The organism is Oceaniovalibus sp. ACAM 378 (assembly GCF_008085915.1).
Lineage (GTDB): Bacteria > Pseudomonadota > Alphaproteobacteria > Rhodobacterales > Rhodobacteraceae > Oceaniglobus.
In genome coordinates, this window is the sequence record NZ_VSJK01000022.1 from 58982 (window position 1) to 72348 (window position 13367).

The 13367-nt window shown below is 59.1% G+C and carries 10 protein-coding genes and 1 pseudogene; 2 read left to right on the top strand and 9 right to left on the bottom strand.

Annotated elements, in window-relative coordinates; all coding sequences use genetic code 11:
- Positions 1-9 precede the first annotated feature (9 nt).
- On the top strand, positions 10-2184 hold the full coding sequence (locus FQ320_RS21870) for an RNA degradosome polyphosphate kinase (protein WP_148475422.1): 2175 nt from the start codon (positions 10-12) through the stop codon (positions 2182-2184).
- Between the two features lie 539 nt (positions 2185-2723).
- Here FQ320_RS21870 and FQ320_RS26650 read toward each other — a convergent pair.
- The 9 genes and pseudogenes from FQ320_RS26650 to FQ320_RS21915 all read right to left on the bottom strand — a co-directional run.
- Positions 2724-2804 (bottom strand): annotated as a pseudogene (locus FQ320_RS26650) (IS6 family transposase); the annotation flags it as partial.
- Positions 2805-2912: 108 nt separating this feature from the next.
- Positions 2913-4037, bottom strand: a complete 1125-nt coding sequence (locus FQ320_RS21880) for a Xaa-Pro peptidase family protein (RefSeq protein WP_187394027.1) — start codon at positions 4035-4037, stop codon at positions 2913-2915.
- A 1-nt stretch (position 4038) separates the two neighbouring features.
- The gene (locus tag FQ320_RS21885) at positions 4039-5040 is read right to left on the bottom strand and encodes an ABC transporter ATP-binding protein (RefSeq protein ID WP_148475424.1); all 1002 of its coding nucleotides are present in this window, start codon (positions 5038-5040) and stop codon (positions 4039-4041) included.
- Complete coding sequence (locus tag FQ320_RS21890; protein ID WP_148475425.1) at positions 5033-6046, bottom strand: ABC transporter ATP-binding protein; 1014 nt, start codon at positions 6044-6046, stop codon at positions 5033-5035. The genes FQ320_RS21885 and FQ320_RS21890 overlap by 8 nt, the downstream gene beginning before the upstream one ends.
- On the bottom strand, positions 6046-6894 hold the full coding sequence (locus FQ320_RS21895; RefSeq protein ID WP_148475426.1) for an ABC transporter permease: 849 nt from the start codon (positions 6892-6894) through the stop codon (positions 6046-6048). Before FQ320_RS21895 ends, FQ320_RS21890 begins: the two co-directional genes overlap by 1 nt.
- Before the next feature lie 2 nt (positions 6895-6896).
- Positions 6897-7814 carry an ABC transporter permease gene (locus tag FQ320_RS21900; RefSeq protein WP_148475427.1) on the bottom strand — a complete coding sequence of 306 codons (918 nt, stop codon included), beginning with the start codon at positions 7812-7814 and terminating at the stop codon, positions 6897-6899.
- A 21-nt stretch (positions 7815-7835) separates the two neighbouring features.
- Entirely contained in the window at positions 7836-8963 is a 1128-nt protein-coding gene (locus FQ320_RS21905) for a Xaa-Pro peptidase family protein (protein WP_148475428.1), read from the bottom strand.
- 73 nt (positions 8964-9036) lie between these two features.
- A complete protein-coding gene (locus FQ320_RS21910) occupies positions 9037-10560 on the bottom strand; it encodes an ABC transporter substrate-binding protein (protein WP_187394028.1) in 1524 nt (507 codons plus the stop codon).
- A 94-nt stretch (positions 10561-10654) separates the two neighbouring features.
- Positions 10655-11467, bottom strand: coding sequence for an aspartate dehydrogenase domain-containing protein (locus FQ320_RS21915; RefSeq protein WP_148475430.1), 813 nt, complete (start codon positions 11465-11467; stop codon positions 10655-10657).
- 235 nt (positions 11468-11702) lie between these two features.
- Between FQ320_RS21915 and FQ320_RS21920 the strand changes: the two genes are divergently transcribed.
- Positions 11703-12638: a LysR substrate-binding domain-containing protein gene (locus tag FQ320_RS21920; protein ID WP_148475431.1), complete on the top strand. Its 936-nt coding sequence runs from the start codon at positions 11703-11705 to the stop codon at positions 12636-12638.
- Positions 12639-13367: the final 729 nt, after the last annotated feature.

Here is a 13367-nt window from a genome sequence, read left to right on the forward strand (position 1 = left end):
AACCCTGATATGAGCCTGACCGATTTCCTCGCCTCTGATTTTCCGCCGCCCATCGCCTTGCCCGAGGTGGATCTGACGGGGCCGGGACGGTTCTTTAACCGCGAACTCAGCTGGCTTGCCTTCAACTGGCGCGTGCTGGAAGAGGCGGCAAATCCAAAGGTGCCGCTGCTGGAGCGGCTGCGCTTTTTGTCGATCAGCGCGACCAATCTGGATGAATTCTATACCGTGCGGGTGGCGGGTCTGCGCGAACTGGCACAGGCTGGCAATACGACACCCGCCGCCGATGGCCGCACCCCTGCCGAACAACTGGTCATGATTGACATTGATGCGCGTGCCCTACTGGACCGCCAACAGGTGGTGTTGCAGGAACTGCGCGGCCAGCTCGAGCAAGAGGGCATCAGCATCCTGACCCGCGATCAGCTGGACGAGGACGATCTGGCCCATCTGGAAACCGTTTTTCTGACTCAGGTATTTCCGATCCTGTCGCCGCTGGCGATCGACCCGGCGCATCCTTTCCCGTTCATCCCCAACACCGGCTATTCCCTTGCGCTGCAGCTGGAGCGTCGCGCCGACAAGCGCAAGCTGCGGGCGCTTTTGCCGATTCCGGCCCAGATCGACCGTTTCATCCGCCTGCCGGCCCCCAGTGGCACCGCCCGGTTTCTACCGCTTGAAGAATTGCTGCTGCTGCATCTGACCAGCCTTTATCCCGGCTATGTCGAAAAGGGCTCCTGCGCCTTTCGCGTGCTGCGCGACAGCGATCTTGAGGTCGAGGATGAGGCCGAGGATCTGGTGCGCGAATTTGAAGTGGCGCTGAAACGTCGCCGGCGGGGCGAAGTGGTGCGCCTGACCATTTCAGCCGACGCACCCGCCGGACTGCGCCGTGTGATCATGAACGAACTGCCGGTCCGCGAGGATGAGGTGATCGAGCTTCCGGGGATGATCGGCATGGCCGACCTCAAACACTTGGTGCTGGACGAACGGCCCGACCTGCTGTGGCCATCCTTTACCCCGCGTGTGCCCGAACGGGTTCAGGATCACGACGGCGACATGTTTGCCGCGATCCGCCAAAAGGACATGCTGCTGCACCACCCCTATGAAACCTTCGACATGGTGATCCGGTTTCTGGCACAGGCCGCAAACGACCCCGATGTGGTGGCAATCAAGCAGACCCTGTACCGCACGTCGCGCGACAGCCCGATCGTTACGGCCCTTTGTGACGCCGCCGAACAGGGCAAATCCGTCACCGCGCTGGTCGAACTCAAAGCCCGGTTCGACGAAGCGGCAAACATTGCCCAGTCGCGGCGGCTGGAGCGCTCGGGCGCACATGTCGTCTATGGCTTCCTGAAATACAAAACCCACGCAAAGATCAGCACGGTGGTCCGCCGCGAGGGGGAACAGCTGGTGACCTACACACATTATGGCACGGGCAATTATCACCCGATCACTGCGCGGATCTATACCGACCTGTCGTTCTTTACCTGCGATGCGGCGCTGGGGCGCGATGCGACACGGGTGTTCAACTATCTCTCGGGCTATGCGGTGCCCGACAGGCTGGAAAACCTCGCCATCTCGCCGCTGACCTTGAAATCCTCGCTGATCAGGATGATCGGGAATGAAGCGGAAAATGCTCGGTCCGGCAAAAAGGCAGCGATCTGGGCCAAGATGAACGCCATCGTCGATTCCGACGTGATCGATGCGCTCTACGCCGCATCCCAGGCGGGGGTGAAGATCTCGCTGGTGATCCGCGGCATCTGCGGATTGCGCGCAGGGGTGCAGGGGTTGAGTGAGAACATCCGGGTCAAATCCATTGTCGGGCGGTTTCTGGAACATTCGCGGATCGTCTGTTTTGGCAATGGCCACGACCTGCCCAGCAAACGCGCCCGGGTGTTCATCTCGTCTGCCGACTGGATGGGCCGCAATCTGGTGCGACGGGTGGAAACACTCGTCGAATGCACCAACCCAACGGTCAAGGCCCAGATCGTATCGCAGATCATGGCCGCCAACATGGCCGACACGGCCCAGAGCTGGCTTCTGGACGCCCACGGCGGAGCCGAACGGATGTTGCCCGAAGGCGACACCGTGCAGTTCAGCTGCCATCGTTTCTTCATGGAAAACCCGTCGCTTTCGGGCCGCGGTTCGGCGGGGGCATCCGATGTCCCGGCACTGACCCACTCCGAGGACTGACCACGACGACAGTGTCAGATGAGCTTTCTTGCCGGCTGGGGTCGCGCTGCCTGACGTCACCCTATGACAAAACCCAACCTCTTTCGCTATTTCAAGCTTCGCCCGAGATCATCTGCCGGGCCGTGATGATGTCTGTCCGGTTTCCATTGTCGCTGCGCAACGTCGAAGACCTTCTGCACGCGCGTGGCATCGGATTTTTTCATCACGGCCGACTTCTGGTGAAACCGCTTCAGCCCGATGTTTACCGCTGAAATCGGGAGCAGGAGGCCAGAGAAAACGCAGTCCGGGATCAATTGGCAGCGGCACCTGAACGATGGCACTGGGAGAAACAACGGCGAGCGACGCTGTCTTTGCCGTGCAGTTTACCATGAAGAGAAAGTTCTCGAAGGCTTCGTCACGAGGATATGGGATCGCAAGGCAGCCTTGAGAATGCCTGAAGAAAACCGTGACACGCCATGGCAGGGTTGCGGCACTTGTCACTGACAAGCTGTGATCCTGCGGAGCGGCCAAGAAGGCGATCGGCAATGCTGACCGACAAGAAACCGGCCGTAGAGCATCACCGCCAAGCGAATGATTTCCGGGCTGGTCTTGAAAGAGCGAAAAGGGCTGCGTTTTTTCATCCGACTACGCTACGAAACCGCCCTGCCCGGCTCAAGCCGGTTTTCTCTGACGGAACCGTTGCGAGGCTGCAAAAATTGGATCAATGCCTGCCATCTTGCGCGAGACGTTTAAACGACGCGGATTTCCTCGTTGTCGAAGGCTGTGGACAAAAGTTCGGGACCGTTTTCGGTGATCAGGAAAAGATCCTCCATGTGATAGCCGATCTTCCCTGGCCAGCGGACCCGCGTTTCCACGGTCGAGACCATTCCGGCCTCATAGGGGATGGTTTCATGGGGACCAATAATCGGACGTTCGTGGATCATCAGTCCTACACTGTGACCGTTGTGACCGAAGGGAAACGGCAGGTCGCGTTCAGCGTGAAGTCGCGCGCAGGCATGGAACACTTCCTGCCCGGTATTGCCCGGGCGCAGCATGTCGATCAATTCGTGCTGGATTTCGCGCAAACGGGTCCAGATCGAGCGATCTTGATCGTTAAGAGCGCCCAGCTTCGCGGTGCGCCCGATGTTGGAAAAATAACCTTCGTAAAGCCCCCCGCAGTCGCTTTTCATGATGTCGCCCTGTTGAATGCGATAGCTGGACGCTTCAGCATGCAGGCCGGTGTTTTCGCCTGCCCCCATCACCATCGCCGCGACGCTGCCCGCACCGCTGGCCAGAATCCCATTGGCAAGACGACGCGACACGTCGCGTTCGGTCTGCCCTTCGCTGACGTTGGACCAGGCCGCAAGAAGCGCATTGGCGGTGCCGTTATAGGCGCCCCGCAGCAGGTTCACCTCTGGGGGGGTCTTGAACATCCTGACACGCGCCAACAAGTCGTCGCATTCCGTGATCTTGGCATTCGGCAGAGCTGCACGCATTTCGTCACAATAACGCCCGGCAAGATACTCGCCCTCATAGCCAATTCGCCCCTTTTCCAGCCCCATTTCGGCCAGCACGCCCGCAACCATGGACACAGCCGAATCCTGAAATTCACGGTAAGTGCGCAGGTCGGTGATCCAGCTTGAACGACGAACCAAGGCCTCCCACACCTGACAGACCACCATTACGGGGTCTTTTTCTTTCGCCCAGACGATAAAGGTCAGCCGGTCGCGGATCTTGAGCTGGCTGGTGAATTGAACGTCGGCCGCATAGCGCAGGTTCTCGGGGGATACGATGACGATGGCGTCCATGTCGCTGTTGTCGATGGCTGCGCGCATGCGGGACATGTCGCCCAAGGTGTCGTGTTCGGTCTTCATCTCAGATCCTCGGTTTGGAGTTATCGGCGCGGAGAGCTTCCGCATGATGGCAGGCAACTGAATGGCCGGCGGCAAGATCGCGCAGCGCGGGGTCTTCGGTACGGCAGCGATCGGTCGCGAAGGGGCAACGGGGTGCAAAACGGCAGCCGCCAACAACGCTGGCCACATCAGGCAGATCGCCCGAGAGCGCCCGTTCAGGGCGCCGCTGATCCGGGCGTGACACCGGTATCGCGTCAAGCAACGCACGCGTGTAGGGGTGCGCAGGGCTGGCGAACAGCGCCGCTTTCGTGGCGACCTCGACGATCCGGCCCAGATACATCACGGCGACCCGGTCAGCGATGTGATGAACAATGCCCAGATCGTGGGAAATGAACAGATAGGTCAGGCCCAGATCCTGCTGAAGGTCCTGCATCAGGTTGATCACCTGGGCCTGCACCGAAACGTCCAGCGCCGAGACCGGTTCGTCGGCCACCACAAGATCAGGTCCAAGCGCCAGCGCCCGGGCGATACCGATCCTTTGCCGCTGGCCACCGGAAAATTCGTGAGGATAGCGGCTGGCATGCTGCGACCCTAGACCCACCGCTTCCAGCAGCGCGTCGGCTTTTTCCAATCGCTCGGCCTTGCCATAGCCGTTGATCTTCAGGGGTTCTGCGATCAGATCGCGCACTGTCATCCTGGGATTCAGCGATCCGAAGGGATCCTGAAATATCATCTGAAACCGTGAGCGCATCTGGCGCAACTGCGCAGGGTTCATCGCCGCGATATCAACGCCCTGATGCAGGATCGCGCCGTCGGTCGGTGGCAGCAGGCCAAGGATAAGCCGCCCGGCAGTGGACTTGCCGCAACCGGACTCGCCCACCAGCGCCAAGGTTTCACCGGAATGGATCGTCAGATCAATCCCGTCGACCGCGCGGATCTCGCTGACTTGTCTGCGCCGCACGATCCCTTTCGTTATTGGAAAATGCTTGGCGAGGTTCCGGATTTCGACCAGCGGCTCAGCCATGGGGCAACTCCGGTGTTAAGGTGGGGATAGGGCGCGGCAGTTCGCCAGCCTGCACGCGCATACAGGCGGTGGCATGGGTTGGATCGACGGCGGTCAGCTTTTGTACCGTCGTGACGCAGCTGGGTTGGGCAAAGCCACAACGCGGCGCAAAACGGCACCCCGGAGGCAGATGGCGCGGATCGGGAATGTTGCCTTTTACAGCGATAAGGCGGCGGGCCTGCCGTGTGCGATCAGGGATCGAATTGATCAGCGCAGCCGCATAGGGATGCGCCGTGTCATCAAAGATCGCCTGCACGGGCGCGCTCTCCACGATCTGTCCCGCATACATGACGGCAACCCGATCTGCGACTTCTGCGATCACGCCCAGGTCATGGGTGATAAGAAGGATCGCCATGCCCAGCTCGGACTGCAGATCCTTGAGCAGAGCAAGAATTTGCGCCTGAATTGTAACGTCCAACGCGGTCGTGGGCTCGTCTGCGATCAGGATCTTCGGCTCGCAAACCAGTGCCAGCGCGATCATCACCCGCTGGCGCAGTCCACCCGACAACTGGTGCGGATAGACGTCGAACCTGCTTTCCGCATCGGGGATACCGACCCGGTACAGCATCGCCAGCGCCCGATCCCGCGCCTTGCGTTTGCCGATGGACGTGTGGATCAGCAGCGGCTCCATGACCTGAGCGCCGATGGTCTGAACCGGGTTGAGCGAGGACAGAGGTTCCTGAAAGATCATCGAGATGTCCTTGCCGCGCACGGCGCGCATCTCACGCGGGGCCAGCGACAAAAGATCCCGTCCGCCGAATTCGACCCGGCCGCCGATAATCTTTCCCGGCGGGTTGATCAGGCGCAGGATGGAGAAAGCAGAAACGCTTTTCCCGCTTCCGCTTTCGCCGACAAGGCCCAGAACCTCGCCTGCCTCAAGCGTGAAGGATGCCCCGTCCACCGCGCCGACCGGGCCGGTGGCAGTCTCGAATACTGTCGTCAGACCAGAGATGTTCAACAATGCCATCACTGGCGACCCCGCTGATTGGGGTCGAGATGTTCGCGCAACCCGTTGCCCAGCATGTTGATTCCCCAGACAAGGATAATGATCGCGACACCTGACAGGTTGCTGATCCAAGGTGCGGCCCACATCCGGTCGCGCCCCTCGGCCAGCATGTTGCCCCAGGTCGCAGTGGGCGGCGGAAGGCCAAGCCCAAGAAACGACAGCGCGGTTTCCTGAAGGATCATCTGCGCAACCTGAAGCGTGGCCACGACGGTGAGCACTGGAATAAGCTGCGGAAAGATATGCTGTCGGATGATATAGGCACTGCGCGCGCCATGCGACACCGCAGCCTCGACAAAGGGGCGTTCGCGGATCGAGCGGGTCATGTTGTACATCACCCGGGCATAGACGGTCCAACCCGACAGCCCGAGCACAAGGATCAGGTTCAGCGCGCTTCCCCCCACCGCCGCCACGATTAGGATCGCCAGCAGGATATCGGGAAAGGCAAGTTGCGCATCGGCAAGACGCATGATCGCGGTTTCGGCGTAGCCGCCACTGTAGCCCGCCCACATGCCCAAGATCGTGCCCATGGTACAGGCCAGCAGCGCTGCCGCCACCCCGACTGTGATCGACAGCCGCGAGCCATAGATCAGCCGCGAGAGCATGTCGCGCCCGAAGTTGTCAGTGCCCAGCGGATAGGTCCAGTCGCCCTGCGCATTCCAGAACGGGGGGATCAGGCGGCTCATCAGATCCTGATCATAGGGGTCGTGCGGGGCCAGCAGCGGAGCAAAGATTGCCATCAGGATCACGGCAATCACGATCCCGCCGCCAAGGCGCATTTTCAGTTTTTTACCAAACATACTGTGTTTCATGATCAGTCCAACCGCATACGGGGGTCGATAAGCGATTGCAGAATATCGACCAGAAGATTGGCCAGCACGATCGCGATGCTGACGATGAACACCGCCGCGATCACCACCGGCACATCGCGCTGAAATATGCTGCGGATCATCAGGCTGCCGATGCCGGGCCAGGCAAAGATCGTTTCGGTGATGATGGACCCGCCCACAAGCCGCCCCATCTGAAGCCCGAGAAACGACAGCACAGGGTTGATCGCATTGGGCAAAAGATGGCGGAACATGATGCTGGACTCGGACGCGCCCTTGGAGCGTGCAGTCGTCAGGAACAGCTCGCTGCGGGTTTCCAGAACGGTGGTGCGGGTGATCAGGATGAAATTGGGCAGAAGAAACGTCGCCAGTGTCACGGCAGGCAGGATCAGGTGTTGCCAACTGCCCGTGCCCGAGGTGGGCAGCCATTTGAGGTCCAGTGCAAAGGTCTGGATCAGCAGGATCCCCAGCCAGAAGCTGGGCATCGACTGACCTGCCACCGCCAGCGCCGAAAGCAGAAAATCAGGCAGCCGATCCTTGCGAAGCGCCGCCACGATGCCCCCTGCCACACCAAATACAAAGGCAAACAGCAACGCGACCGATACCAATTGTATCGTCGCCCCAAGCCTGCCCAGTACAACGGGCAGTGCCGGGGTAGCGAATTGCAGCGACATGCCGAAATCGCCGCGCAACACGTCCCAAAGAAACAAACCGAACTGCACGATCAGTGGTTCATCCAGATGCAACCGCTCGCGCAACAGCGCGGTCTGTTCGGGGGTGGCATTGATATCGAGGTAGATCTGTACCGGATCGCCCGTCACTCGCAGCACGATGAAGGTCACGAAAACCACCAAAAGGATCGTGATCGGGATGGTCAGAAGGCGTCGGACGATAAAGGCAAACATGGCGCGGGCGCTCCAGTAGGATCAGATCACAAGGATTTCTTCGTTGTCGAAGGCGTCCGACAGCAGCCGGGGCGCACCATCGGTGATCAGGTAAAGGTCTTCGTTGTGATAGCCCGCCTTGCCAACCCAACGTACCCGGGTTTCCACCGTCGACACCATTCCGGCCTCGTAAGGAATATCCTCGTTCGGGCCGATCAGCGGGCGTTCGTGGGCCTCAAGCCCGATGCTGTGGCCATTGTGGGCAAAGGGAAACGGGATGTCATGCTTTTCGTGCAGAACCCGGGCGCGTTCGAACAGCTGCCGTCCGGTATTTCCCGGGCGCAGCATGTCGGCGATCTCATGGTGGATTGCGCGCAGGCGTTTCCACAGGTCCTGTTCTTCAATCGTTGGCTTGCCCATGCGAGCTGTGCGCCCGACATTGGAATAATAATTGTCGTAGTATCCGCCAGAATCCGCCTTCACGATATCACCCTTCTGCACCTGATAGGTGGTCGGCGCAGCGTGGGGAAAGCCGGTGTTCGGCCCCGCGTTGATGTGGTTGAAGGCCACGCTGTCGGCACCGGACAACAGGATCCCATCCGCCAGACTGCGGTAGAGGCTGAATTCGTCGGTGCCCACGGTCGTTGAGATATAGGTGGCGAACATCGCCTTTTCGGTGCCACGAAATCCGCGTTGCAACGTCTCGATCTCACGCGCGGATTTGCGCATCCGGGCGGCACGAAAGATCGGCTCGGCCGCGCCGAGGGTCAGGCCGGGCAGCCGTTCAAGAAGCTGCCGATGATACAGGGCAGCCATATACTCGACTTCGATCCCGACGCGGCCCTTCTCAAGCCCCAGTTCGATCAGCAGATCGGCCAAAACGTCAATCGGGCGGGTCACGAACTCTTTGTATGAACGGAATTCGGTGATCCAGGACTCTTGGCGCACATAGCCTTCTTCGACCTGACACAGCACATAAACGGGTTTTTGCCCCTTTGCCCAGACAACAAAGGCCAGCCGGTCGCGGATCGCGGTCTGGGTATCGATCATAACATCGCCGGTATAGCGGACGTTCTCGGGAGAGCAGGCGATCACGGCGTCGAATTCGGAGGCCTCGATCATGGAACTAAGGCGTGCAACATCGCCCACGCAGGCGTTCATGGTTTTCATAGGGTTTTATCCGGTCGGTTTGTGGGTGTGGTTTGGTCGGGATGGCGCCAGGCGGGCGCCATCCCCGCTGCGGTCAGTCCGCGGCGATCTCGGCGTTCCAAAGGCGCATGATCTTGTCCGACGGAGGTTCGAACCCGGTCAGGCTATCGCTCATCCCATAGATGCTGGGCAGGCCGAACAGGAAGATCGCAGGCACTTCTTCGTGCATGATCTCCATCATGCGGTTGTAGGCGGCCAGACGCTCGGCCTCGTCCACAGTCGAACGAGCCTTGGTGAAAAGTTCTTCGTATTCGTCATTCTTCCAATAGGCACGGCCACTGTCTTCGGTGAACCAGACGGTGGCGAAATCGGCATCCCCGACGCTGTACCAGCCAACCATGTGCAGCGGGCCCATATCACGCGCCTGGACCATCTTGGAAAACACGCCCTGTTCCACGATGTTGACGCCTGCGTTGACATTCACGTCGCGAAACATGCCGGCAACGGCGCTGGCGATGTCTACATCCGACAGGTATTTACCCGACCGCGTGGTGATCGAAGTGTCGAAGCCATCGGCGTATCCCGCTTCTTCCAGCAGCGCCTTGGCAGCTTCCAGATCTTGCGGAATCTCCTCAAGGTCAGGATTGAACCCGAAGGTGTTCGAGGTCAGCATCTGCCCCTTGAGTACCGCGCCCTTGCCCTGAAGAAGCCGATCAAAGATCAATGGCTTATTCACGGCCATGTTCAGCGCACGGCGCACGCGCACATCATCATAGGGCGGGTTGCGGGTGTCGAATGTCAGCAGCAGACCCACGGTCGTTTCGACCCCTTGAACCGATACATCCTCGGATTGTTCAATCTGCGGAATGATGTCGATCGGGATTTCCTCGATGATCTGGTTTTCTCCGGCGATCAGCGATGCGGCGCGGGTCGAAGCCTCGGGGATCTGACGGAACAGCACTCCTTCGACCTTTGGTGCGCCCTGCCAGTAATCGGGATTTGCAGTCAGGGCATAACGGTCGCCCGGCACCCAGGATTCAAACACGAACGGACCCGTTCCCATGGGCGCCGCGATCATCGCCTCCCGGCCAACCTTTTCAACGTAATGCTTCGGCTCGATGGGAATGTCCGAAAGCCCGATGATCAGGGTCGGGAAAGGGACTGTCGTGGTGATCTCGACGGTGTGCTCATCCACCACGGCGGTGCTTTCGATCTGACCGATACGGCTTTTCGATCCATAGACCGAGTCCGGCGCAAGGATATAGTCGAGCGTAAATTTGACGTCTTCAGCCGTGAAGGGCGTGCCGTCGTGGAACGTGACTCCATCGCGCAGATTAAAGCGCCAGGTCAGTGGGTCGACTGCCTCCCAGCTTTCGGCGAGACCTGGCATCGTCTTGCCGGTGTCATCGCGCAACACCAGCGCATCCATCGTCTGCAACGCCATGTTCAGCGCGGCAAAGCTGCTGACCGCGGTATCAAGGCTGTCTGGCAGGCCCTGCACACCCACGTTCAAGGTCTGTGCACCGGCAAGACCGGCGCTCAGCCCCCAGAGACCCACCGCCGACAGCGCAAGCACCCCCCGTAGACCGCCGGAGCGCGGCGAAGTTTTCCTTTTCATCGTCATGTCCTATTCACCTTGCTGTTGGTTGAGTGTCGCAGTTATTCTTGTTTTGGATCGGCCTGCGGCATGCCGTGTATGTTCGCGTTTGCGCTTAACTGCCCACGCGGAAACCGCTGTTCAGCCCCTCAAGTGCCGCCAGGATCGACATCGGGGTGAGGACTGAGGATTTGGGATTTTCAGGGCTTGGCAGAACCCGGATCGTGACATCCAGTTCTGCCGCATCTGACACAACGGAAATCTGGTGGGTGTTGGTGCGCGCGTGGGGATCGGCCCAGATTTCAACTTCTGTGCGTTCCGGCCCCAGGCCCGCCAGCGCAAGCGCGGCGGCGACATTGATGTTTGCCGGAAAGGCGGCGGCGGCATCCAGAGTATTGCCAGAAAAGATCAGTGTCACTTCGTTGACAGCGTCAGGATCAAAGTTGCGCCCAACAAAGAATGGTGCCGCTGCAAGGCTATGTGGGCTTTTAGTTGTCTTCAGCTTGGCGGATGAGATAGTACCCCGCGCCATTGCTCTAACAGCATCCAGCGCTGCAATGGCGCCGGTGGGCACGATGATCCGTGCGCCAGAGTCTCGCGCTATTTCAGTAAGATCGGGATGGGCCAGCAAGCCACCGACAGTCGCAGGGATCAGGATGCGCCCAGCCTTGATCGCAGGCAGCGCGATATCGCGGAACGCGGCGGCGGGGGCGCATTCGATTACAACGTCGGCTTCGGCCAGCTCTGCGACAGATACGATTGGCACATCCGCCCCGATCTCACGCATCCGTGCGGCCGCACGGTTCACGTCTCGGGCCGCTACGCTGACAAGCCGACCCAGTCGGGGATTCTCGATGATACCCCGAGCGACAGACAGGCCGATCGTGCCAAGTGAACCGATTGCGACAGTAGGAGAAGTTTGACTCATATTTTGCAGACCACACAGTAATTCATTTTAGTTTTGCTCATTTTCTAGGCATCCACGCCTAACTTCCAGCACGACAGTCGATCCAAGCCAACCCAGACTCACGTCGGCCACCTCTAGGAAATACGCTTCCATCTGCCGAAGATAGGCGCTTCACCAATTTATTGACAATCGAATTTTCTTGCGAAATGATTGAGCCACGTTCAACTATTAACCTGATGGATCTCGAAACCGATAGATGTCTGCCAACTATGTTCCCAATCTCGCCGCTCTGCGCGCGTTCGAGGCCGTTGTGCGCCACGAAGGGCTGGCCGGAGCCGCGCAGGAGCTATCCGTCACTCCCTCCGCGATCTCGCACCGGCTGCGCCAGTTGGAGCAAGACCTGGGGATTGAACTCTTTCGGATGAACGGGCGACGCCTGTCCCTGACTCCGGCCGGCCAAGAGCTTGTTTATCCGCTAACCCAAGGCTTCGACACTATTCTGCGTGCGGTGGCCCGGGCGCGTCAGGTTGAATCCAACCGACCGCTGGTGATCAGTATGCTGCACAACATCGCAGTAAACTGGTTCCTGCCCCGGTTACCGCGGTTTACCGCATTGCATCCCGAGATTGACGTTCAGCTTCTGCTGACCTCAGAGTTCCTCGATTTTTCACAAGACACCGCCGATATGGCCATCCGATATTGCCCGACTCCTTGGCCGGACGTCTACAACGAGTTGCTGATCGAGGACCAACTCACGCCGCTTTGCAGTCCGGAACTTCTGGAGCGTCATGGCCCATTCAACTCGCCTGCGATGCTAGCGGAACTGCCATTGATTGCCTCGTCGACCCGATTAACTGACGACTGGCACATGTGGTTGCGTAAGGTCGGGCTGGACAATCTACGTTCGCATCGTCGCCGCGTGATCGTAGATTCAACCCATCTGGCAATGCAAGCCGCAGCGAACGGTCTTGGCGTTGCCATTGCCGGACTGGCACTGGCGGAACCTATGCTGTCGCGCCGAACCTTAATTGCACCTTTCACCGAAACCGTCGCGGAGCGTGGAAAATACTATATCGTTTGCCCTCCGAATTCACACAATCGCGACAAGATCCGCGAGATGCGACGCTGGCTGCGTTCAGAGGTAACGGGCGCGCCTGCCGAACGAAAGATCCGAAAAGGCACTATTAATTAGCAGGGCGCGTAGCTAAAGCACCCCTGCTTAAGTGTCACATCCCGGAACCTGATAGGGCTGTTTCTTGGGTGCTGTCAGACCAAAGCGAACGGTGCTGTCGGACGAATGCAAACCAGTCTCTGCCAAGGAAGTTCGAGTTTGTTCCCAAAGATCTTGAGAAGTCCAAGCTTTAGATCCTATTAGATGAGGAGAAACTCACTTTCACTAATGAGATTTTGGAAGCGCTTGCTGACAACAGGGATCTGCAAGTACTATTCGTCGCGACGCACATCGATACATATCTGGCTGATCCAGACGCCTTTCCGCTAGACGATGTTTTCCGAGAGGAAATTCTTCGATTGGAAATTGATCAAGTGGCCAAGCGCGAAATAGTCAAATTAATGAACCTATCAGCGGTCGTAGACCTGCCTGAGCGATCAGCACTCATAGGCCCCATCGTTAACAATACTGATATCAGCATATACAATCTCGATGGTTCTGTTGCACGTTCCCGGATAGAGCATTCTAGGCCCATAACGGGCTTTGTTGCACAAATCCCATGAAGGATTCATCTCGCGAAGCCAGCGTGGTAGCTGGGATGGATGAGCAGACCTTCGCCCCCGACCTACAAGACCAGAAACTGGCCGGCCTACAATGAAGCGCTCAAGCGCCGTGGCTCGCTAACGATCCACTGCCCGGCAGTCGCTGCTTGTAGCGATGAGAGGGTGGTTTGACCCAGAGATGATCTGG

What these genes read in the sequence shown, in the direction of transcription:
- FQ320_RS21870 (WP_148475422.1), top strand. Translation starts at nt 10, where the DNA reads ATGAGCCTGACCGATTTCCTCGCCTCTGATTTTCCGCCGCCCATCGCC.
- FQ320_RS21880 (WP_187394027.1), bottom strand. Translation starts at nt 4,037, where the DNA reads ATGAAGACCGAACACGACACCTTGGGCGACATGTCCCGCATGCGCGCA.
- FQ320_RS21885 (WP_148475424.1), bottom strand. Translation starts at nt 5,040, where the DNA reads ATGGCTGAGCCGCTGGTCGAAATCCGGAACCTCGCCAAGCATTTTCCA.
- FQ320_RS21890 (WP_148475425.1), bottom strand. Translation starts at nt 6,046, where the DNA reads ATGGCATTGTTGAACATCTCTGGTCTGACGACAGTATTCGAGACTGCC.
- FQ320_RS21895 (WP_148475426.1), bottom strand. Translation starts at nt 6,894, where the DNA reads ATGAAACACAGTATGTTTGGTAAAAAACTGAAAATGCGCCTTGGCGGC.
- FQ320_RS21900 (WP_148475427.1), bottom strand. Translation starts at nt 7,814, where the DNA reads ATGTTTGCCTTTATCGTCCGACGCCTTCTGACCATCCCGATCACGATC.
- FQ320_RS21905 (WP_148475428.1), bottom strand. Translation starts at nt 8,963, where the DNA reads ATGAAAACCATGAACGCCTGCGTGGGCGATGTTGCACGCCTTAGTTCC.
- FQ320_RS21910 (WP_187394028.1), bottom strand. Translation starts at nt 10,560, where the DNA reads ATGAAAAGGAAAACTTCGCCGCGCTCCGGCGGTCTACGGGGGGTGCTT.
- FQ320_RS21915 (WP_148475430.1), bottom strand. Translation starts at nt 11,467, where the DNA reads ATGAGTCAAACTTCTCCTACTGTCGCAATCGGTTCACTTGGCACGATC.
- FQ320_RS21920 (WP_148475431.1), top strand. Translation starts at nt 11,703, where the DNA reads ATGTCTGCCAACTATGTTCCCAATCTCGCCGCTCTGCGCGCGTTCGAG.